This window comes from Pseudomonas sp. TH39(2020), assembly GCF_016650715.1.
Lineage (GTDB): Bacteria > Pseudomonadota > Gammaproteobacteria > Pseudomonadales > Pseudomonadaceae > Aquipseudomonas > Aquipseudomonas mandelii_C.
The window spans coordinates 1,483,325-1,505,865 of sequence record NZ_JAEKFF010000006.1 but is presented as its reverse complement, the minus strand read 5'-3'; the positions used below and the strand labels follow the sequence as shown (position 1 = coordinate 1,505,865).

The 22,541-nt window shown below is 59.8% G+C and carries 14 protein-coding genes and 2 tRNA genes; 12 read left to right on the top strand and 4 right to left on the bottom strand.

From position 1 onward, the window contains the following. The first annotated feature begins 129 nt into the window (after positions 1-129). Entirely contained in the window at positions 130-2,064 is a 1,935-nt protein-coding gene (locus tag JFU47_RS14735; protein ID WP_201183790.1) for a methyl-accepting chemotaxis protein, read from the top strand. Between the two features lie 92 nt (positions 2,065-2,156). Here the strand turns inward: JFU47_RS14735 and JFU47_RS14730 are convergent, their stop codons facing one another. The 4 genes from JFU47_RS14730 to JFU47_RS14715 all read right to left on the bottom strand — a co-directional run bounded on the left by JFU47_RS14730 (position 2,157) and on the right by JFU47_RS14715 (position 5,264). Then, a complete protein-coding gene (locus tag JFU47_RS14730) occupies positions 2,157-3,722 on the bottom strand; it encodes an ABC transporter permease (protein WP_201183787.1) in 1,566 nt (521 codons plus the stop codon). After that, entirely contained in the window at positions 3,722-4,732 is a 1,011-nt protein-coding gene (locus tag JFU47_RS14725) for an iron ABC transporter substrate-binding protein (protein WP_201183784.1), read from the bottom strand. Before JFU47_RS14725 ends, JFU47_RS14730 begins: the two co-directional genes overlap by 1 nt. 192 nt (positions 4,733-4,924) lie before the next feature. After that, positions 4,925-5,011 (bottom strand) — tRNA-Leu (locus JFU47_RS14720). 166 nt (positions 5,012-5,177) lie between these two features. After that, positions 5,178-5,264 (bottom strand) — tRNA-Leu (locus JFU47_RS14715). A gap of 226 nt (positions 5,265-5,490) precedes the next feature. Here JFU47_RS14715 and rnr point away from each other — a divergent pair. From rnr to JFU47_RS14660, 11 genes are all read left to right on the top strand, one after another. Beyond that, positions 5,491-8,121 (top strand): ribonuclease R, encoded by a 2,631-nt coding sequence (gene rnr, locus JFU47_RS14710; protein WP_201183781.1) that lies wholly within the window; start codon positions 5,491-5,493, stop codon positions 8,119-8,121. After that, positions 8,118-8,885: a 23S rRNA (guanosine(2251)-2'-O)-methyltransferase RlmB gene (gene rlmB, locus JFU47_RS14705; RefSeq protein ID WP_140677213.1), complete on the top strand. Its 768-nt coding sequence runs from the start codon at positions 8,118-8,120 to the stop codon at positions 8,883-8,885. Before rnr ends, rlmB begins: the two co-directional genes overlap by 4 nt. Positions 8,886-9,190: 305 nt before the next feature. Then, complete coding sequence (gene rpsF / locus JFU47_RS14700; protein ID WP_054595362.1) at positions 9,191-9,613, top strand: 30S ribosomal protein S6; 423 nt, start codon at positions 9,191-9,193, stop codon at positions 9,611-9,613. Positions 9,614-9,641: 28 nt separating this feature from the next. Next, a complete protein-coding gene (rpsR, locus tag JFU47_RS14695; RefSeq protein WP_002551829.1) occupies positions 9,642-9,872 on the top strand; it encodes a 30S ribosomal protein S18 in 231 nt (76 codons plus the stop codon). Between the two features lie 36 nt (positions 9,873-9,908). Further along, positions 9,909-10,802, top strand: a complete 894-nt coding sequence (locus JFU47_RS14690) for a hypothetical protein (protein WP_056746335.1) — start codon at positions 9,909-9,911, stop codon at positions 10,800-10,802. Positions 10,803-10,821: 19 nt separating this feature from the next. Beyond that, positions 10,822-11,268 carry a 50S ribosomal protein L9 gene (gene rplI / locus JFU47_RS14685; RefSeq protein ID WP_003197251.1) on the top strand — a complete coding sequence of 149 codons (447 nt, stop codon included), beginning with the start codon at positions 10,822-10,824 and terminating at the stop codon, positions 11,266-11,268. A 121-nt stretch (positions 11,269-11,389) separates the two neighbouring features. Beyond that, positions 11,390-12,784, top strand: coding sequence for a replicative DNA helicase (gene dnaB, locus JFU47_RS14680; protein WP_140677215.1), 1,395 nt, complete (start codon positions 11,390-11,392; stop codon positions 12,782-12,784). 180 nt (positions 12,785-12,964) lie between these two features. Then, on the top strand, positions 12,965-15,268 hold the full coding sequence (locus JFU47_RS14675; RefSeq protein WP_201183778.1) for a YgiQ family radical SAM protein: 2,304 nt from the start codon (positions 12,965-12,967) through the stop codon (positions 15,266-15,268). Between the two features lie 398 nt (positions 15,269-15,666). Then, positions 15,667-18,942 (top strand): transglutaminase family protein, encoded by a 3,276-nt coding sequence (locus JFU47_RS14670; RefSeq protein ID WP_201183775.1) that lies wholly within the window; start codon positions 15,667-15,669, stop codon positions 18,940-18,942. Positions 18,943-19,030: 88 nt separating this feature from the next. Next, positions 19,031-21,517 carry a circularly permuted type 2 ATP-grasp protein gene (locus tag JFU47_RS14665; RefSeq protein WP_140677221.1) on the top strand — a complete coding sequence of 829 codons (2,487 nt, stop codon included), beginning with the start codon at positions 19,031-19,033 and terminating at the stop codon, positions 21,515-21,517. Next, positions 21,517-22,407: a transglutaminase family protein gene (locus JFU47_RS14660; protein WP_201183772.1), complete on the top strand. Its 891-nt coding sequence runs from the start codon at positions 21,517-21,519 to the stop codon at positions 22,405-22,407. Before JFU47_RS14665 ends, JFU47_RS14660 begins: the two co-directional genes overlap by 1 nt. The last annotated feature ends 134 nt before the right edge of the window (positions 22,408-22,541 follow it).

Below are 22,541 nucleotides of genomic sequence, written 5' to 3'. Positions count from 1 at the left end.
CAAAGGCCCCTTAATCGGGGCCTTTGTCGTTTCTGCCTGTCGGGCGGCACGACCTTTGCTGTGATGTTGATTAAAAGCATCGCTTCCAGTGCGCCATCAATTTAATGGCGCCAAGCAGAGGGATTTTAAGTGTCAGCCATTCTCTCACTGTTACAAAGCCGTCTATTGCGGCCTGTGTTCGTTACCCTCGGTATCGCCCTTTTGGTGCAAGTGTTGGTAGCCGTCGCCCTGACCCGGAGCACGGTGACTGCATTGGAAGCCGACTTGGGCGTCCGTCTGGGGGCTGACAGTCAAAAGCTCTCTGGTGAGTTGGAGCAGGCGGGGCGTGAAGTCACGTCGAGCCTCGACAGTCTGTCGACCAATACCCGTCAGCGGCTCACCGCCGGCCTGTCGTCACGTCTGAAGGACGAGCAGGCACAACTGCGTGGGACATTGGAAAAAGACCTGAAGGACTCTGCCAATGATATGGCGCAGCTTCTGGCTTCAGTCGCACCTCGCGCCATGTGGGACAGCGACGTTCCAACCTTGTCCGAATTCGCCCGCCGGGCCCAGCGCAATCCAAACGTGCTGTTCGTGATCTACGACGACGCTACCGGCCAGCACCTGACGCGCTATCTGAACCGCGAGAACCCGATCAACAAAGCGCTGCTGGAAAAAGGCCAGGGCGAGCGCGCATTGGACAAAGTGCTGGATGCGGCGAAGAACGATCCATCGGTCTACTACCTTGAAGCCTCAATCAGCCCCAATGGCGTGGAAATCGGCAAGGTCTTGATGGGCGTCTCCACCGCTTCCGTGGAAGTCGATCTGGCAGCCCTCGACAAGCGCTTTTCGGCGCTGATCGCCAGCAGTGATCAACTGGTCGGCGACAGCCTCAAAGGCGCGGCGGCTGATAGTGCAGCAGCGATGGGCGCGCGCCTGAAGTCGGCGCAGTCCACGGCTTCGGAGATGCAGGCCAACACCACCAGCACTGTTCAGGAGGCGGCGGGCACTTTGCGCTGGCGCATCGGCATGGGTCTGGCGGTGGTGGGCTTCGGCGTGTTGCTGTTGTTGGCCGTGGTGCTGGGTCGTCGGGTGGTCAATCGCTTGAAAATGCTCATCGCTGCCATGGACGATCTGGCGGCAGGTGAGGGCGACTTGACCAAGCGCGTGCAGATCAACAGCAAGGACGAAATCGGTGACATGGCCTCGGCGGTCAATCGCTTTGTGGATAAGTTGCAGCCGATCGTGCGCGAAGCGGGCGATGTAGCCCAGCGTACCGGTGCGGAAATTGGCGCGATGACCTTGCGCAATGCCGGAGCCGATAAAGCGGCGGGCATGCAACGCGATGAAGTGGCCGAGAGCCTGCGTGCGTTGTCACAAATGGCTGACGAAGCCCAGTCTGAAAGTCATGCCATGCAGGCGGCCTTGCAGCAAGTGGTGGATATTCGTTCGGCCACGGATGAAAACACGCGCACGTCGGCGAAAGTCGGCAGCCTGATCGAGGCGTTGGCCGGGCAGGTCGACACCGGTGCGAAAGTCATCGAGCGGCTGGCGCAGCAGAGTGAGCAGATTGAAGTGGTGTTGACGGTGATTCACGGGATCGCCGAGCAAACCAACCTGCTGGCGCTGAACGCGGCCATCGAAGCGGCGCGTGCGGGGGAGACTGGTCGCGGGTTTGCCGTGGTCGCTGACGAGGTGCGGGCGCTGGCGAGCAAGACGCAGAGCTCCACCGGCGACATTCAGGCGCACATCGTTGCCTTGCAGCAAGGTGCGCGTGAGGCGGTGGCAGCGATCGGTCAGGCCGGGCGTCAGGCCAGCGAAGGTTTGCTGGTGTTGCGCGACAGTGCGCGGTTGCAGCAATCGGTGCAGGCGTCGGTCGAGCAAGTGCATGCGGCAATAGGTCTGGCAACCCAGGCAGCAGCGCATCAGGCGCAAGGCGCGCACGCGGTGCGCGGTCGAGTTGAAACCATTCATGCACAGGCTGAGAAAGCGGCTCAAGCGGTGGTGGAAATCACGGCCAGCGGCAAGGTGCTGGATGGATTGGCGGCGCAGTTGAAGGCCAGCCTGGGGCAGTTCAGGGCGTAATAGTTTGTCAGGGCTGGCCCCTTCGCGAGCAGGCTCGCTCCCACAGAGGAATGCATTTCAATGTGGGAGCGAGCCTGCTCGCGAAGGCAATATCAGCGGCTCAGATACATCCGAGTTGTAAGCAAGTAAACCGGCAACCCCGACACTAATATCAACAACGCCGCATAAGGCGCCGCCGCCGCAAACTCCACATTCGCGGTATGCGCCCACACCTCCGTCGCCAGCGTATTGAGCCCGGTTGGACTCAGCAGCAGCGTCGCCGTCAGCTCCTTCATCGCATCCAGAAACACCAGCGCAAACGCTGCGCCCAGCGCCGGGAAAATGATCGGCAACGTCACCCGACAAAACGCACTGAAAGACGATGCGCCCAGCGTGCGTGCAGCCTCTTCCAGTTGCGGCGCAGCCTTGTTCAGCGCCGTACGAATCGGCGCCTGTGCCAGCGGCAGAAACAACAGCGCATAAGCAATCAGCAGCAGCGCAGAAGTCTGGTACAACACAGGCACATAGTGCAGGGCGAAATACACCAGCGTCAGCGCTATCACCAGTCCTGGCAGCGCATGCAGCAGATACGGCAAGCGTTCGGCCCAGATCGCCAATTGGCCTTTGTAGCGCACCACCAGCAATCCCACCGGCACTGCCAGCACCAGGCACAGCGCGGCGCCGCCCAGTGACAGCGCCAGGGAGGAGAGCAGCGCCTCGCTAATCGCCGCCACCGGGAATGCTGCCGACGAACCTACTGCCAGCCAGTACGCCAGCATCCCGAGCGGAATACCGCTGCCGATGATCGCCAGCGCCAGGCAATAAAGTTGTCCGGCAGCAGCCCAAGGCCCCAGCCGAACCTGTTCCGCATGCCGGGCCGCGCCCTGGCCTGTACGAACGTGTCGGCCCTTACCGCGTACGCGCAGTTCCAGCCAAAGCAGCATCAGACACAGCGCTAGCAACACGGCGGAAAGCATCGCAGCATTCGCGTTACTGAATTCCAGTTCGAACTGTTGATAGATCGCGGTGGTGAACGTCTGCAAGCCGATGATCGACAGTGCACCGAATTCCACCAGCATGTGCAGCGCAATCAGCAGCGAACCGGCGAGCAGTGATGGCCAGAGCAGCGGCAGAGTGATTCTGAAAAACACGCCCCATCGATTCTGCCCCAGTGTGCGGGCGGACTCTTCGAGGGAGGGATCGAGATTGCGCAGGGTCGCCGCGACCGGCAGAAAGATCAGCGGATACTTGGACAGGGTCATCACCAGAATCGCCCCGCCCAAGCCTTCGAAATGAGCGCTCAGCGAGACCCAGGTGAAGCTGCTGACAAATGCCGGCACCGCGAACGGTAGGCACAAAATCACACCCCACAAGCGCCGTCCGGGCAAGTTGCTGCGCTCAAGCAGCCAGGCCAGCGACAAGCCGATCACGCCACAGGCGAGCGTCACACCGACCATCAGCGCCAATGTGTTGCGCAGCAGGCCAAACACATAGGGTCGCCACAACAAATGCAGCGCCTCAGCCCAGCCGGCCTGCCAAGTCTTGAGCCCTACATACGCCAGCGGCAACAGGCTGAGCACCACCAGCAGCAAAACCGGTAGCAGCAGCCAGATCGATGGCCGCTTGCGCCGTGGCACATAACTCCCGCGCGCGACGGGGGCGGATAACGATGCGCTCATCAGTTCAAGCCAACGTCACGTTCCAGGTCCAGGGCTTCTTCGGCATTGCCGAGGTCGGCTGGGGTGACTTTCGGTGCTTGCAGTTCGCTGAACGGCTTGAGCCCGCGATCCGATTCCATGCCTTTGTGCAGCGGGTATTCGGCGGTGGTCTGGGTGATCACGCGCTGACCTTCTTCGCTGGCCATGTAAGCGAGGAATTGCTGGGCTTCTTTTGGATGCTTGCTGGATTTCAGCACGGCCGCACTGGAAACAGTGATCAGCCCGCCGACGTCGCCGCCGGTGAAATAATGCAGTTTCGAATCGAGCTGGCCTTTTTCACGCTGCAAGGCGAACCAGTAATAGTTGTTCACCAGCACGGTGGCGACTTCGCCGTTTTCCACCGCCTTCAATGCAACCATGTTGTTGCTGTAGGTCTTGCCGAAAGCACGCAAACCGGTCAGCCATTCTTCGGCCGCGTCCATTCCGTGCACTTTGATGATTGCTACGGCCTGTTCCTGGAACGCGCCGCTGGTAGGCACGAAGCCGACCTTGCCTTGCCATTTCGGATCGGAGAACTCCATGACCGACTTGGGCAGGTCTTTTTCGTCAATCAGTTTGGGGTTGTAGGCGACGACGCGGACTCGCGCGGTGATGCCGATCCAGGTGCCATTGCCGGCGACGTAGTCTTTCGGCAGAACGGCCAGGGTGGTGGCGTCGGTCTGTGCCAGCAGGCCCTGTTCACCGAGTTTGTTCAGTGGTGGCGATTCTTCGGTGTAGATCACATCGGCAGGGGAGCGATCACCCTCTTCGACGACCTGGCTGGCGAGCTGGTTGCTGCTGCCTTTGCGCACGTTGACGTGAATCCCGGTCTTGGCTTCGAAGGCTTTGGCGATAGCGTCGCCGACTTCCTTGTGCTGACCGTTATAGAGTGTCAGGGAAACCGGTTCGGCGGCTTGGGTGAGGGGAGTGGCGAGTGCCAGGCCGAGGAGGGTAAAGGTCAGGCCACGGCGCAGGGTATTTCGAAACATCATTCGCAGGGTTCCTCACTGTCGCATTGCAAAAACTTGAAACAATGATAAACGATATTGTTTCTCAAGTGCGCCTTTGCAGGGCTGAGGGAGATTTGCGAGAGTGGTTCGTTGTAACTTTTCAAACCCCGGAAACGCAAAAACCCGCTTTCGCGGGTTTCTGTGAAATTCAAGATCGTGACCTTGAATTTGAATTGGTGCCCAGAAGAAGACTCGAACTTCCACGACCTTGCGGTCACCAGCACCTGAAGCTGGCGTGTCTACCAATTTCACCATCTGGGCATTATCGCAAGCGTTGCCGCTGTTGATGTGGCGCACTATACGGAGAGCTTTTTGATCTGTAAACCCCTGATTTAGTTTTAATAAATCAGGGGCTTAGAATGCAAAAAACCCGCTTTCGCGGGTTTTTGTGTGAGCCTTGAAATTGATCTAATCTCAAGCTCGAAATTGGTGCCCAGAAGAAGACTCGAACTTCCACGACCTTGCGGTCACCAGCACCTGAAGCTGGCGTGTCTACCAATTTCACCATCTGGGCATTATCGACAATGCGTCTGCGTCGTCGATGGCGCGCACTATACGGAGCGTCTTTTTAACTGTAAACCCCTGAAGTCGAAAAAACCTGGAAAATTTTACCAGTGGCATTTAATTCAGCTTCGCGCTGTCGATAAAGGGCTTTAGATGGGCTGTCATAGCCTGAAATTTCCCGTTTCATTACGCCTATGCCAAACTAACCCGTATATAGACAAGGTGAAAACTCTCTAATGGCCGATTGGCAGTCCCTCGATCCCGAGGCCGCTCGTGAAGCGGAAAAATATGAAAACCCTATCCCTAGCCGTGAACTGATCCTTCAGCACCTTGCTGATAGGGGTTCGCCTGCTAACCGCGAGCAGCTGGTCGAAGAGTTTGGTCTGACCACAGAAGACCAGATCGAAGCCCTGCGCCGCCGCCTGCGCGCCATGGAGCGCGACGCACAACTCATCTATACCCGTCGCGGCACCTATGCGCCGGTGGACAAGCTCGACCTGATCCTGGGCCGCATCAGCGGTCACCGTGACGGCTTCGGCTTCCTGGTCCCGGATGACGGCAGTGACGACCTGTTCATGAGCCCGGCGCAAATGCGTCTGGTGTTCGATGGTGATCGTGCCCTGGCTCGTGTTTCCGGTCTTGACCGTCGCGGTCGCCGCGAAGGCATGATCGTCGAAGTGGTATCCCGTGCCCACGAGACCATCGTCGGCCGTTACTTCGAAGAGGGCGGTATTGGTTTCGTCGTCGCGGATAACCCGAAGATCCAGCAAGAAGTGCTGGTCACCCCGGGTCGCAACGCCAACGCCCAGATCGGTCAGTTCGTAGAAGTGAAGATCACTCACTGGCCAACGCCACGCTTCCAGCCGCAAGGCGACGTGGTTGAAGTGGTGGGTAATTACATGGCGCCGGGCATGGAAATCGACGTTGCCCTGCGCACGTACGACATTCCTCACGTCTGGCCTGAGGCTGTGCTGAAAGAAGCCGCCAAGCTCAAGCCGGAAGTCGAAGAGAAAGACAAAGAGAAGCGAATCGACCTGCGTCATCTGCCGTTCGTGACCATCGACGGCGAAGATGCGCGCGACTTCGATGATGCGGTCTACTGCGAAGCCAAGCCGGGCAAGCTGCGCCTGTTCTCCGGTGGCTGGAAGTTGTACGTGGCGATCGCCGACGTTTCCAGCTACGTGAAAATCGGTTCGGCGCTGGACAATGAGTCCCAGGTTCGCGGCAACTCGGTGTATTTCCCCGAGCGCGTCGTGCCGATGCTACCCGAGCAACTGTCCAACGGCCTGTGCTCGCTGAACCCGCACGTCGATCGCCTGGCCATGGTGTGCGAGATGACCATCTCCAAAACCGGCGAGATGACTGACTACTGCTTCTATGAAGCGGTGATTCACTCCCACGCTCGCCTGACCTACAACAAAGTCAGCTCGATGCTGGAAACGCCGAAACTCACCGAGGCGCGTCAGCTCCGTGGCGAGTACAACGACGTTCTGCCGCACCTCAAGCAGCTTTACGCGCTGTACAAAGTGCTGTTGGCCGCTCGTCACGTGCGTGGCGCGATCGATTTCGAAACGCAGGAAACCCGGATCATCTTCGGGACCGAGCGCAAGATTGCCGAAATCCGTCCAACCGTTCGTAACGACGCCCACAAGCTGATCGAGGAATGCATGCTGGCGGCCAACGTGGCCACCGCCGAATTCCTGAAAAAGCACGAAATCCCTGCGCTGTACCGCGTCCACGATGGTCCGCCACCGGAGCGTCTGGAAAAACTGCGCGCCTTCCTTGGCGAGCTCGGCCTGTCCCTGCACAAAGGCAAGGACGGCCCGTCGCCGAAGGATTACCAGGCATTGTTGGCGAGCATCAAGGACCGTCCGGATTTCCATCTGATCCAGACCGTTATGCTGCGTTCGTTGAGCCAGGCGGTGTATAGCGCCGATAACCAGGGCCACTTCGGCCTGAATTACGAAGCCTATACCCACTTCACCTCGCCGATCCGCCGCTACCCGGACTTGCTCACGCACCGGGCGATTCGCAGCGTCATCCATTCGAAAATGGACACCCCGCACGTTCGCCGTGCTGGCGCGATGACCATTCCGAAAGCGCGCATCTACCCGTACGACGAAGCGATCCTGGAGCAGCTCGGCGAACAGTGCTCGATGAGCGAGCGCCGTGCCGATGAAGCGACCCGCGACGTGGTGAACTGGCTCAAGTGCGAGTTCATGAAAGATCGTGTGGGCGAGTCGTTCCCAGGTGTGATCACTGCCGTGACCGGATTTGGTCTGTTCGTCGAGTTGACCGATATCTACGTCGAAGGCCTGGTGCACGTCACCGCGCTGCCGGGCGATTACTATCACTTCGATCCTGTGCACCACCGCCTGGCCGGTGAGCGTACCGGTCGCAGCTTCCGCCTTGGCGACACTGTTGAAGTGCGCGTCATGCGTGTTGACCTCGACGAGCGCAAGATCGACTTCGAGATGGCTGAAAAAACCATCAGCGCGCCGATTGGCCGCAAGAAGCGTGGGACTGAAACCGCTGCGCCAGCCACCAAAACGGCTGCAGAGCCGGCCCCGGCGAAAACCGGTCGTCGTCCTGCCAAGGAAAAAGCCGTAGAAGCCTATCGCCCGAGCGATGCCGCGGCGAAAAATGCCGAATTGCGCAAAAGTCGTGAGATGAAGCAGGCGTTGCTGTCTGAAGCGAAAAGCGGCGGTAAAGCGGCGTCTGGGGGAAAGACCGGACGGTCGGCGCCTGACAAGGCTCCCGGCGGCAAGCCAGCCAAACCTAGCAAACACCGTAAAGGCCCGCCAAAAGCGGGTTCTGCTCCAGCTGCCAAAAGCGGCGGGGCGCGTAAACCGAAGGCCAAGTCATGAGTCAGTTGGAAAAGATCTACGGCGTGCATGCTGTAGAAGCGTTGCTGCGTCACCATCCAAAACGCGTCAAGCAGATCTGGCTGGCCGAAGGCCGCAGTGATCCGCGCGTTCAGACGCTGATCGAGCTGGCTAACGAAAATCGCGTGGCCGTCGGCAACGCCGAGCGCCGTGAGCTGGATGCCTGGGTTGAAGGCGTGCACCAGGGCGTGGTGGCGGAAGTGAGTCCGAGCCAGGTCTGGGGCGAAGCAATGCTCGACGAGCTGCTCGATCGCACCGAAGGCGCACCGCTGCTGCTGGTGCTCGACGGCGTGACCGACCCGCACAACCTCGGTGCTTGCCTGCGTTCGGCCGATGCGGCGGGCGCACTGGCGGTGATCGTTCCGAAGGACAAGTCAGCCACGCTGACCCCGACGGTACGAAAAGTGGCTTGCGGCGCGGCCGAAGTAATTCCACTGGTAGCCGTGACCAACCTGGCGCGCACGCTGGAAAAACTCAAGCAGCGCGGCTTGTGGGTCGTCGGTACGGCGGGCGAGGCTGAGCAGAGTCTGTATCAGCAAGACATGACCGGCCCGACCATCCTGATCATGGGCGCTGAAGGCAGCGGCATGCGTCGCCTGACCCGCGATCTGTGCGACTACCTGGTGCACCTGCCGATGGCCGGCAGCGTCAGCAGTCTCAACGTTTCCGTGGCGACCGGCGTGTGCCTGTTTGAAGCCCGGCGCCAGCGCAGCGTCAAGGCTGCCGGAACCGCCAAGAAGTCCTGATCCGTACGCAATCCCTGTGGGAGCGAGCCTGCTCGCGAAAGCGGCTTTACATTCAGCATCAATGTCGAATGTCATGCCCTCTTCGCGAGCAGACTCGCTCCCACAGTGTTTTGTGTTTGAGTGAAGATTGGTGATTGTTCAAATAATCACCAATTGCCTTGCGCCGCTCTTGTCCCTTCTCTACAATTGCGCCCCTTGCTGTGACGGCAGGCACGCATGTGTCTATCGCAAGCAAGTCCATAAGTGTCATTCACTCCTTGTCTGACCGCTTTTGAGCGGCAGGCTACAACCCGTAAGGAGCATTCATGCGTCATTACGAAATCATCTTTTTGGTCCACCCGGATCAAAGCGAGCAAGTCGGCGGCATGGTAGAGCGTTACACCAAGCTGATCGAAGAAGACGGCGGCAAAATCCACCGTCTGGAAGATTGGGGCCGTCGTCAACTGGCCTACGCAATCAACAATGTTCACAAGGCTCACTACGTGATGCTGAACGTTGAGTGCACTGGCAAGGCCCTGGCCGAGCTGGAAGACAACTTCCGCTACAACGATGCAGTGATCCGTAACCTGGTCATCCGTCGCGAAGAAGCCGTTACCGGCCAATCCGAGATGCTCAAGGCTGAAGAAAACCGCAGTGAGCGCCGTGAGCGTCGCGACCGTCCTGAGCACGAAGGCGCTGAAAGCGTTGATAGTGATGACAGCGACAACAGCGATAACGCTGACGAGTAATCCACGGACCTTTTGAGGAGCCTATTACATGGCACGTTTCTTCCGTCGTCGTAAATTCTGCCGCTTCACCGCTGAAGACGTGAAAGAGATCGATTACAAAGATCTCAACACTCTGAAAGCTTATGTATCCGAGACCGGCAAAATCGTTCCAAGCCGCATCACCGGTACCAAAGCACGTTATCAGCGTCAGCTGGCCACCGCTATCAAGCGCGCCCGCTTCCTGGCCCTGCTGGCCTACACCGACAGCCACGGCCGCTGAGACCGGGCAGTCGACACGTAGCAAAGGATTGAAAGCATGCGTGCCATAGCTGAGTTCATCATGCGCGGCCGTATGCAGGCCACTCTGGTAGTGGCTGGATGCGCAACATTGCCGTTGTTGTATTGGTTGGGTGCTGCCGCTGGTTGCCTTGTGCTCCTGCGGCGCGGATTGAAGGACGCCCTGGGCGTTCTTGCTCTGGGACTGCTGCCGGCGTTGATCTGGTGGCTTTACTCCGATGACCCACGGGCACTTCTGGTGCTGCTGGGGTCTTGGAGCCTTGCGTTGGTTTTACGCGCAAGCGAATCCTGGAACCGCGTGCTGCTGGTCAGCATAGCGATGGGAGTGGTGTTTTCAGTGGTGCTGGGGACGGCTTTTGGTCCCCAAATCGAGATGCTGGCGCAGGCTTTGATAAAAGTCATGCCGTCGCTACTCGGTGATGTCTACCAGAAGTTGTCGGTAGACGAGCAAGCGCATTTTGCGTCCCTGATCGCACCGGTCCTGACCGGCCTGATTGCGGCCTTGTTGCAAATCGTCAGTGTGCTGAGCCTGCTTGTCGGGCGCTACTGGCAGGCGTTGTTGTACAACCCGGGTGGTTTTGGTCGCGAGTTTCGCGCCATCCGATTCCCGCTGGGGCTGGCGATGTTACTGCTGGCGTTCATGCTTCTGGGGCCGAACATCGGTCCGCAGATGGCCATGTTGACGCCGTTGTGCAGTGTACCGCTGGTGTTCGCCGGGCTGGCCCTGATTCACGGGCTGGTGGCGCAAAAGCGACTGGCCAGGTTTTGGCTGGTGGGGTTGTACGTCACGCTGTTGCTGTTCATGCAGCTGATCTATCCGTTGCTGGTGGTCTTGGCCATCGTCGACAGCCTGATTGATTTTCGCGGTCGTTCGACGCCGAAAGACGTCGATAGCGCGAACGGTGAAGGTTAAAAGTTAAGAGGATTTTCACATGCAACTGATCCTTCTGGAAAAAGTCACCAACCTGGGCAACCTGGGTGACAAAGTGAACGTTAAGGCTGGTTACGGTCGTAACTACCTGCTGCCTTACGGCAAAGCTACCGCTGCGACCGCTGCCAACCTGGCTGCGTTCGAAGAGCGTCGCGCTGAGCTGGAAAAAGCCGCAGCAGATCGTAAAACTTCGGCTGAAAGCCGCGCTGCCCAACTGGCTGAGCTGGAAGTGACTATCACTGCCACCGCTGGCGACGAAGGCAAGCTGTTCGGTTCGATCGGTACTCACGACATCGCTGATGCACTGACCGCCTCTGGCGTTGAAGTTGCAAAAAGCGAAGTTCGTCTGCCGAACGGCACTATCCGCAACGTAGGCGAATTCGACGTAGCCGTGCACCTGCACGCCGAAGTTGAAGCCACCGTACGCGTTGTCGTGGTAGCAGCTTAAGCAGCACTTGTCGGCTGGCACCCTCGGGTGCTTGCCGGTAACATCGGGCACGATCCTGTTTACAGGTCGTGCCCTTTGTCTTTCTGCAGTTCCTGATTTTCACAAAACTATTCAAGTGGCCATGAACGATATCTCCGCTCCTGAGCAATACGATCTGCAAACCGCTGCCCTGAAGGTGCCGCCGCATTCCATCGAGGCTGAACAGGCCGTGCTCGGTGGTTTGATGCTGGACAACAACGCCTGGGAACGCGTGCTCGATCAAGTTTCGGACGGCGATTTCTATCGACATGACCACCGCCTGATCTTCCGTGCGATCGCCAAACTCGCCGACCAGAACTCGCCGATCGACGTCGTGACCCTTGCCGAGCAATTGGACAAGGAAGGTCAGACCTCGCAAGTCGGCGGCCTCGGATACCTTGGCGAACTGGCGAAAAACACGCCGTCTGTCGCCAACATCAAGGCCTATGCGCAGATCGTCCGCGCACGAGCAACCTTGCGGCAGTTGATCGGCATCGCCACCGAAATCGCCGACAGCGCCTTCAACCCGGAAGGTCGCTCGGCTGAAGAAATTCTCGACGAAGCCGAACGGCAGATTTTTCAGATCGCCGAGGCCCGGCCAAAAACCGGCGGCCCGGTGAGCGTGAATGACCTGTTGACCAAGGCCATCGACCGCATCGACACCTTGTTCAACACTGACAACGCCATTACCGGCCTGTCCACCGGTTATACCGATCTCGACGGTATGACCAGCGGCCTGCAACCGTCTGACCTGATCATCGTCGCCGGTCGTCCATCCATGGGTAAAACCACCTTTGCGATGAACCTGGTGGAAAACGCCGTGCTGCGCAGCGACAAGTGCGTGCTGGTCTACTCGCTGGAGATGCCAGGCGAATCGCTGATCATGCGTATGTTGTCGTCGCTGGGTCGGATCGACCAGACCAAGGTCCGGGCCGGACGTCTGGAAGACGATGACTGGCCACGCCTGACCTCGGCGGTCAACCTGCTCAATGATCGCAAGCTGTTCATCGACGATACGGCCGGTATCAGCCCGTCGGAAATGCGTGCGCGGACTCGACGCCTGGTGCGTGAGCATGGTGAGGTTGGCCTGATCATGATCGACTACCTGCAACTGATGCAGATTCCAGGTTCCAGTGGCGACAACCGGACCAATGAGATTTCCGAGATCTCCCGTTCCTTGAAGGCTCTGGCCAAGGAATTCAACTGCCCGGTGGTGGCGCTGTCACAGCTCAACCGTTCCCTGGAGCAGCGACCGAACAAACGCCCGATCAACTCCGACCTCCGGGAATCCGGAGCGATCGAGCAGGATGCTGACGTGATCATGTTCGTGTACCGGGACGAGGTGTATCACCCGGAAACCGAGCACAAAGGCATCGCCGAGATCATCATCGGCAAGCAGCGGAACGGCCCGATCGGTACGTCACGACTGGCGTTCATCGGTAAGTACACCCGCTTCGAAAACCTGGCGCCGGGCAGCTACAACTTCGACGACGAGTAACCTTGTGGGAGCGGGCTTGCTCGCGAATGCGGTATCACATTCACCCTATTTGCTGAATGACACACCGCTTTCGCGAGCAAGCCCGCTCCCACATAATTTCCGACCATAGCGGTCGGAATTGGTTATTTTTTGTGCTATATTCCGCGCCCGCGATTTTTCATCTCAACACCGGTCATCGTCATGCAAACAGCCAAGCCGTTATTTGACTATCCCAAGTACTGGGCCGAATGTTTCGGTCCAGCGCCATTCCTGCCGATGAGCAGGGAGGAGATGGATCAGCTTGGCTGGGATTCATGCGACATCATCATCGTCACCGGTGATGCGTACGTTGACCATCCGTCGTTCGGCATGGCAATCATCGGCCGGCTGCTGGAGTCGCAAGGCTTCCGCGTCGGGATCATTGCCCAGCCAAACTGGCAGTCCAAAGACGACTTCATGAAGCTCGGCGAGCCGAACCTGTTTTTCGGCGTCGCGGCCGGCAACATGGACTCGATGATCAACCGCTACACCGCCGACAAAAAAATCCGCTCCGATGACGCCTACACCCCCGGTGGCCTGGCGGGCAAACGTCCGGACCGCGCGAGCCTGGTTTACAGCCAGCGTTGCAAGGAAGCCTACAAGAACGTGCCGATCGTTCTCGGTGGCATCGAAGCTTCCCTGCGCCGCATCGCCCACTACGATTACTGGCAGGACCGGGTTCGCAACTCGATCCTGATCGACGCCAGCGCCGACATCCTGCTCTACGGCAACGCCGAGCGTGCGATCGTCGAAGTCGCCCAGCGTCTGTCCTACGGTCACAAGATCGAAGACATTACCGACGTGCGCGGTACCGCGTTCATTCGTCGTGACACGCCGAAAGACTGGTACGAAGTCGATTCCACGCGCATCGACCGTCCGGGCAAGGTCGACAAGATCATCAACCCGTACGTGAACACCCAGGACACCCAGGCCTGTGCCATCGAGCAGGAAAAAGGCCCGGTTGAAAACCCGAGCGAAGCCAAGGTCGTGCAGATTCTGGCCAGTCCGAAGATGACTCGCGACAAGACCGTGATTCGTCTGCCTTCGGTTGAGAAAGTCCGCGGTGATGCGGTTCTTTATGCTCACGCCAACCGCGTGCTTCACCTGGAAACCAACCCGGGCAACGCCCGTGCGCTGGTACAGAAGCACGGCGAAGTCGACGTCTGGTTCAACCCGCCTCCAATTCCGATGACCACTGAAGAAATGGACTACGTGTTCGGCATGCCCTATGCGCGTGTTCCGCACCCGGCGTACGGCAAGGAAAAAATCCCTGCCTACGACATGATCCGCTTCTCGGTGAACATCATGCGTGGCTGCTTCGGTGGCTGCACCTTCTGCTCGATCACCGAGCACGAAGGCCGGATCATCCAGAACCGTTCCGAAGAGTCGATCATTCGCGAAATCGAAGAGATCCGCGACAAGGTCCCCGGCTTCACCGGCGTCATTTCCGACCTCGGCGGCCCGACCGCGAACATGTACCGCATCGCCTGCAAGACCCCGGAAATCGAATCCGCGTGCCGCAAGCCTTCGTGCGTGTTCCCGGGCATTTGCCCGAACCTGAACACCGATCACTCGTCGCTGATTCAGCTGTACCGCAGCGCCCGAGCCTTGCCGGGTGTGAAGAAGATCCTGATCGCTTCCGGTCTGCGCTACGACCTCGCGGTCGAGTCGCCGGAATACGTTAAAGAACTGGTGACCCACCACGTCGGTGGTTACCTGAAGATCGCCCCGGAACACACCGAGGAAGGTCCGCTCAACCAGATGATGAAACCGGGCATCGGCAGCTATGACAAGTTCAAGCGCATGTTCGAGAAGTACTCCAAGGAAGCCGGGAAAGAGCAGTACCTGATTCCGTACTTCATCGCCGCTCACCCGGGCACCACCGACGAAGACATGATGAACCTGGCCCTGTGGCTCAAGGGCAACGGCTTCCGTGCCGACCAGGTGCAAGCGTTCTACCCGTCGCCAATGGCCACCGCTACCGCGATGTACCACTCGGGCAAGAACCCGCTGCGCAAAGTCACTTACAAGAGTGACGCCGTGACCATCGTCAAGAGCGAAGAGCAGCGTCGTCTGCACAAGGCGTTCTTGCGTTATCACGACCCGAAAGGCTGGCCGATGCTGCGTGAAGCGCTGACGCGCATGGGCCGCGCCGACCTGATCGGGCCGGGCAAGACTCAGTTGATCCCGCTGCACCAACCGGCGACCGACAGCTACCAGAGCGCCCGTCGCAAGAACTCGACACCGGCCGGCAGCCATAAAGTGGCCGGGGAAAAGACCACCAAGATCCTGACCCAGCACACTGGCTTGCCACCGCGCGCCAGTGATGGCGGCAACCCGTGGGACAAGCGTGAACAGGCCAAGGCAGCGGCGTTCGCCCGCAACCAGCAGGCAGCCAAGGATCGCAAGGATGCGGCCAAAGGCAAAGGACCGAAGCCTGCGCGCAAGCCGGTTGTACCGCGCTAAACGCTGAGCAGTGATTCAGAACGCCAACCTACGGGTTGGCGTTTTGCATTGTGCGCCACGGAAAACCGGAGCGACGGGCCGGAAGCTGTGTTGGGGCAACTGTCCTCTTCGCGGGCAAGCCCGCTCCCACAGGGGATCTTCTGTGTACGCTGGATTTGGATACGACATACAACACTGTGGGAGCGGGCTTGCCCGCGAAGAGGCCGTTACAGGCAATACAGAATCTGGCTGACGGCTCCCGGTCGCAACATTTTCGTGCATCTCCCCCTAACCAAATTCCCGCCTCGCCCGATTTTGGTGCTGTACTGCCTCAAGCAACCGGAGAAAGCGCCAGCGCTGCTGGATGGCATAAGTCTTGCGCGCTTTCGATAACGCTTAAGGCTCGCAGGAGGCACGCCGTGTCGATTCATGTCGCATTGCACCACGTCACGCATTACCGCTACGACCGCGCCGTCGAGCTCGGTCCACAGATCGTTCGCCTGCGCCCGGCGGCCCACAGTCGCACGCGGATACTGTCCTATGCGCTGAAAGTCTCTCCCGAGCAGCACTTCATCAACTGGCAGCAGGACCCCCAGGGCAATTACCTGGCGCGGTTGGTGTTCCCGGAGAAAACCGATGAGCTGCGGATCGAAGTCGATCTGCTGGCGGAGATGGCGGTCTTCAATCCGTTCGACTTCTTCCTTGAGCCCTACGCGGAAAAGATTCCGTTCGCCTACGCCGCGGATGAGCGCAAAGAGCTGGCGCCGTACCTGGAAACCTTGCCCCTGACGCCGAAATTCAAGGCGTACCTGGATGGCATCGACCGCACGCCACTGCCTAGCGTCGATTTCCTCGTCGCACTCAACCAGCGCCTGAGCGAAGACATTGGCTACCTGATCCGCATGGAGCCGGGCGTGCAAACGCCCGAACACACCTTGGAACATGCCTCCGGTTCCTGCCGCGACTCTGCGTGGTTGCTGGTGCAGCTGTTGCGCAACCTCGGTCTGGCGGCGCGTTTCGTCTCTGGTTATCTGATTCAACTGACCGCCGACGTCAAAAGCCTCGACGGCCCGTCGGGCACTGACGTGGACTTCACCGACCTGCACGCCTGGTGTGAGGTCTATTTACCCGGTGCCGGCTGGATCGGCCTGGATGCGACCTCAGGGCTGTTTGCCGGTGAAGGACACATTCCGTTGGCCTGTAGTCCCGATCCGGGCTCTGCGGCACCGATCAGTGGCTTGGTTGAACCGTGCGAGTGCGAATTCACCCACGAAATGTCGGTGGAACGGATTTGGGAAGCACCACGGGTGACAAAACCCTACACCGAAGACCAATGGCTGGCGATCCAGGCGTTGGGTCGGCAGATCGATGCTGACCTGTTGGAGGGTGACGTGCGCCTGACCATGGGCGGCGAACCGACGTTTGTGTCCATCGATGATCCGGACGGCGCCGAGTGGAACACTGCTGCGCTCGGGCCGGACAAGCGGCGTCTGTCCGCCGAACTGTTCCAGCGCATGCGCAAGCACTACGCCCCCAATGGTCTGGTGCATTTCGGTCAAGGCAAGTGGTACCCCGGCGAGCAATTGCCGCGCTGGTCGCTGAACTGTTACTGGCGCCGCGACGATGTACCGATCTGGCACAACAGCGCGCTGATTGCTGATGAGCAGGAAGACTACGGTGCCAATGGAGAGTTGGCCGGACGCTTTCTGGCGAGTGTCGCCGAACGCCTGAAAATTCCGACACGCTTTGTATTTCCGGCCTACGAAGACAATTTCTATTACCTCTGGCGCGAAGGCACTTTGCCGCAGAACGTCAGCGCCGAAGACTCGCGTCTTGAAGAGCCTCTGGAGCGTGCTCGCCTGCGCAAAGTCTTCAGCCAGGGGCTGGACAAAGTCATCGGCCAGGTCCTGCCGCTGGCGCGCACCGCCAAGGGTGATCAGTGGCAAAGCGGACGCTGGTATCTGCGCGACGAGCATTGCCGACTGGTGCCAGGGGACTCGCCGCTGGGCTACCGCTTGCCGCTTGGCTCGCAGCCTTGGGTGAAAGCGGCGGAGTACCCGTTTATTCATTCTGTGGACCCGAATCAGGATTTCCCCGCACTGCCAGACACTGCACAACTTCAGAGTCAAGGCGTGCCTGCGGTTGCCGATGAACGCACGCCGAAGCTCGATGAATCCGCCGACTGGCTGACCCGTACGGCGTTCTGTGCGGAGGCGCGAGAAGGGCGGTTGTACCTGTTCATGCCGCCGCTGGAGCGAGTCGAGGATTATCTGGAACTGGTCAGCGCCATCGAAGCCACCGCCGAGGAATTGCATTGCCCGGTGTTGCTGGAAGGCTATGAGCCGCCGAGCGATCCGCGCCTGAGCAACTTCCGCATCACGCCCGATCCGGGAGTGATCGAGGTCAATGTGCAACCGTCCGCCACGTGGGATGAGTTGGTCGAACGCACCGAGTTTCTTTACGAAGAGGCACGCCAGACCCGACTGACCACCGAGAAATTCATGATCGACGGCCGCCACACCGGCACCGGCGGCGGTAACCATTTCGTACTGGGCGGCGCGACACCGGCCGACTCACCGTTTCTGCGCCGTCCCGATCTGCTGCGCAGCCTGATCAGCTACTGGCATAACCACCCGTCCTTGTCCTACCTGTTTTCCGGATTATTCATCGGCCCGACGTCTCAGGCGCCACGGGTTGATGAAGCGCGCAATGATGCGTTGTATGAACTGGAAATCGCCTTTGCCCAGATGCCTGAACCGGGTGAGGAGTGCGCGCCGTGGCTGGTGGATCGGCTGCTGCGTAACCTGCTGATCGACGTGACCGGCAACACGCACCGTGCCGAGTTCTGCATAGACAAGCTTTATTCACCGGATGGCGCGACGGGGCGTCTGGGGTTGCTTGAATTGCGCGCCTTTGAAATGCCGCCCCATGCGCGCATGAGTCTGGCGCAGCAGTTGTTGTTGCGGGCGTTGGTGGCGCGGTTCTGGCGCGAGCCCTATGCACCGCCGAAGCTGGCGCGCTGGGGCACCGAATTACACGACCGGTTCCTGTTGCCGCACTTTATCGAACAGGATTTAGCCGACGTCATCGTGGACCTCAATGCCGCCGGTTATCCCGTACGCGCCGAGTGGTTTGCGGCGCATCTGGAGTTCCGTTTTCCCAAGGTCGGCGATTACGCCGTCAGCGGGATCGAGCTGGAATTACGTCAGGCGCTGGAGCCCTGGCATGTGCTGGGCGAAGAAGGGGCGGTCGGCGGCACGGTGCGTTATGTGGATTCGTCTCTGGAACGCTTGCAGGTCAAACTCACGGGCCTGCCGCCGCAGCGTTATCTTCTGACCTGCAATGGCATCCCGGTGCCATTGCAACCCACCGGGCGGGTCGGCGAGTTTGTCGCTGGTGTGCGCTTCCGCGCCTGGCAACCGGCCAACTGCCTGCAGCCGACCATCCCGGTCCACGCGCCACTGGTGTTCGACCTGCTCGACACCTGGATGCAGCGCTCGCTGGGTGGCTGTCAGTACCACGTCGCCCATCCGGGAGGGCGCAACTACGACAGCTTGCCGGTGAACGCCAATGAGGCGGAGAGCCGGCGGATGGCGCGTTTCTTCCGCATCGGACATACGCCAGGGAAACTTCCTATACCCAATATGGAAATTAACGACGAGCTACCGATGACTCTCGATTTACGACGTTTCTAAACCGTACGCGACGCTCGGATTTTTCGTATATCCGGGCGTCATGAGCCTGCGTTAGTCTGACCGTTCTTTGCTGTCTGCCGAGCTTTCCATGCCTGACCTGCTTGACCGCTACCCGCTGACGGCGGGCACTTATCACGAACTGCTCGACGACAGCGGCGCGGTGCGCCCGCACTGGCGTCGGTTGTTCGACCAATTGCAGCGCAGCACACCAACGCAATTGGTGCAGCGTCAGGCGCTGCTGACTCGGCAGATCCAGGAAAACGGCGTGACTTACAACGTCTACGCCGACCCTAAGGGGGCCGATCGGCCGTGGGAACTCGATCTGTTGCCGCACGTGATTGCTGCGGATGAATGGCAGCAGTTATCAGCCGGGATCGCCCAGCGGGCACGCTTGCTCAATGCTGTGCTGGCAGATTTGTACGGCCCGCAACGCTTGATCGCTGAGGGGCTGCTGCCTGCTGAGCTGGTCTTCGGCCACAACAACTTCCTCTGGCCCTGTCAGGGCATCACGCCGCCCGACGGGGCTTTTCTGCATCTGTATGCGGTGGATCTGGCGCGTACACCCGATGGTCGCTGGTGGGTCACGGCGGATCGGACGCAAGCGCCGTCCGGTGCTGGTTACGCCCTGGAAAACCGCACCATCGTGTCCCGGGCCTTTCCCGAGTTGTACCGCGATTTGAAAGTGCAGCACCTGGCCGGATTCTTCCGCACGCTTCAGGAAACCCTGGCCCGTCAGGCGCCGAGTGATGACGAAGCGCCGCTGATCGTGCTGCTGACACCGGGACGTTTCAACGAAAGCTATTTCGAGCACCTCTATCTGGCGCGTCAGCTCGGTTACCCACTGGTAGAGGGCGGCGACCTGACCGTCCGGGATGCCACGGTTTACCTGAAAACCTTGAGCGGACTGCGTCGGGTCCACGCGATCATGCGGAGGCTCGACGATGACTTCTGCGATCCGCTGGAGCTGCGCACTGACTCGGCCCTTGGCGTGCCGGGATTGCTGGAAGCGGTACGCCGAGGGCGAGTGCTGGTGGCCAACGCCCTCGGCAGCGGCGTGCTGGAGTCGCCGGGATTGTTGGGCTTCCTGCCGAAGATCAATCAATTCCTGTTCGGCGAAGAACTGATTCTGCCCTCCATCGCGACCTGGTGGTGCGGTGAAGCACCGGTGCTGGCTCAGGCCCTGGAAAAATTGCCGGAGTTGTTGATCAAACCGGCTTTCCCGTCACAGAGCTTTACTCCGGTATTTGGTCGCGATTTGAGTGAAAAACAGCGTCAGGAACTGGCTGAGCGCATGCAGGCCCGGCCTTACGCCTATGTCGCACAAGAATTGGCTCAACTCTCTCAAGCCCCGATCTGGCAGGCTGAAGACGGTCATCTGCAACCTCGGGCTATCGGCATGCGCGTGTACGCAGTGGCCAGTCGTGAGGGTTATCGGGTTCTGCCCGGCGGCCTTACCCGGGTCGCCGCCGAGGCTGACGCCGAAGTGGTGTCGATGCAGCGCGGTGGCGCGAGCAAAGACACCTGGGTGCTGGGCGATCGCCCGCCGAGCGGTGAGCAATGGAAAACCCAGCGTACGATCGGTGTGCACGATCTGGTAAGACGGGATCCGTACCTGCCGTCGCGGGTGGTGGAAAACCTGTTCTGGTTCGGCCGTTATTGCGAACGCTGTGATGACAGCGCGCGGCTCCTGCGAATCATGCTGGCGCGTTATGTCGATGGCGATGACCCGCAAGCCCTTGAGGCGGCGGTCGATCTGGGCGAACGGTTGATGTTGTTGCCCGATGAAGGCGAGTTGCCGGAGCGTTTGCTGGCGGCACTGCTCGGCGACGACTGGTCGTTCAGCCTGCGCTCCAACCTGCAGCGTTTACAGTGGGCGGCCTCGCAGGTGCGCGGCAAGCTCTCGCGGGAAAACTGGCAAGCGCTGGTGGAGCTGCAGCGCGAGGCCTTGGAGCTGGAAGCCGAAGAGCCGGATTTCGGCGAATTGCTGGACTTCCTCAACCGTCTGGTGATGTCCCTGGCGGCATTATCCGGCTTCGCCCTCGACGACATGACCCGGGACGAAGGCTGGCGCTTCCTGATGATCGGCCGCCGGATCGAACGTCTGCAATTTCTCAGCGCCAGCCTGGCGGCATTTCTGCGCGGGGCCGTTGCTTTCGATCAGGCCGGACTGGAATGGCTGCTGGAACTGGGCAACAGCAGCATCACTTACCGATCGCGGTATCTGGCAGTGGCTCAATTGATTCCGGTGCTTGACCTGTTGCTGCTCGACGAGCAGAACCCCCACGCCGTGCTGTTTCAGTTGAAATTGGTGACTCGAACCTTGAAACGCTTGAATGACGACTTCGGCGTGCCTCGCGAAGCGGGGTTGCCGCAGTTGGTGGAACGCTTGGCACGGTTCGATCTGGGATGCCTGGAGAACCCGCTGTTCGGCGCAGCCAGCGTTCGGGCGGCCATTGAGGGGCTGGCCGATCTGTTGCAAGAGATCGCCGACGCCAGCGGGCAAGTGTCGGATCGTCTGGCCTTGCGCCATTTCGCCCATGTCGATGACGTCAGCCAGCGCACGGTGTCCGTCTGATGAGCGCCCATTACCAGATTCTCCACGACACCCATTATCACTACGACAGCCCGGTGTCCCTGGCTCAGCAGCTCGCGCACCTGTGGCCGCGTGCATGTGCCTGGCAGCGCTGCACCGAGCAGCAATTGCAGATCAGCCCCGACCCGACGACCCGCCGCGATGAACTGGATGTGTTCGGTAATCCGTTGACCCGGTTGGCGTTCGAGCGGCCGCATGATGAATTGCTCGTCAATGCCCGGCTCACCGTCGAAGTGCTGGCCCGGCCTGCGCTGGATTTCAATCAATCCCCTGCGTGGGAAGAAACCTGTAACGCGCTGACTTACAGCAGTCAGCCACTTTCCCCCGAATTGCTGGAAGCGTGTCGTTACCGGTTCGAATCACCCTACGTGCATTTGAAGCGCAACTTCGTCGAGTTTTCCGAAAGCTGTTTTCCATCGGGTCGTCCGCTGCTGTTGGGTGTTCAGGCGCTGATGGAGAAGATCTTCAGCGAATTCACCTTCGATGCCGAGGCGACCCAAGTGGCGACGCCGCTCGTGGAAGTGCTGGAGCGCCGGCGCGGTGTTTGTCAGGACTTCGCTCACCTGATGCTCGCCTGCGTACGCTCCCGTGGGTTGGCGGCGCGGTACATCAGTGGCTACCTGCTGACCCAGCCACCACCGGGCCAGCCGCGACTGATCGGCGCCGATGCATCCCATGCCTGGGTTTCAGTGTTTTGCCCGGTGCTCGGTTGGGTGGATTTCGACCCGACCAACAACGTGCAGCCGGCACTGGAACACATCACCTTGGCCTGGGGCCGGGATTTTTCCGATGTATCGCCGTTGCGCGGGGTGATTTTGGGTGGTGGCAGTCATGATCCCGAAGTCCGCGTCACAGTGATGCCACTGGAGTAATGAAAATCCAATGTGGGTAGTGTGCAGTGCTTTCTGGAGGGGTATTTCAGATTGGCCTGTGAGGGTCAGCAACATCGTTGCTGACCCTGGACACAGATCCGGTGGGCCTGATCAGATCATCGGGCCCTGAGGGT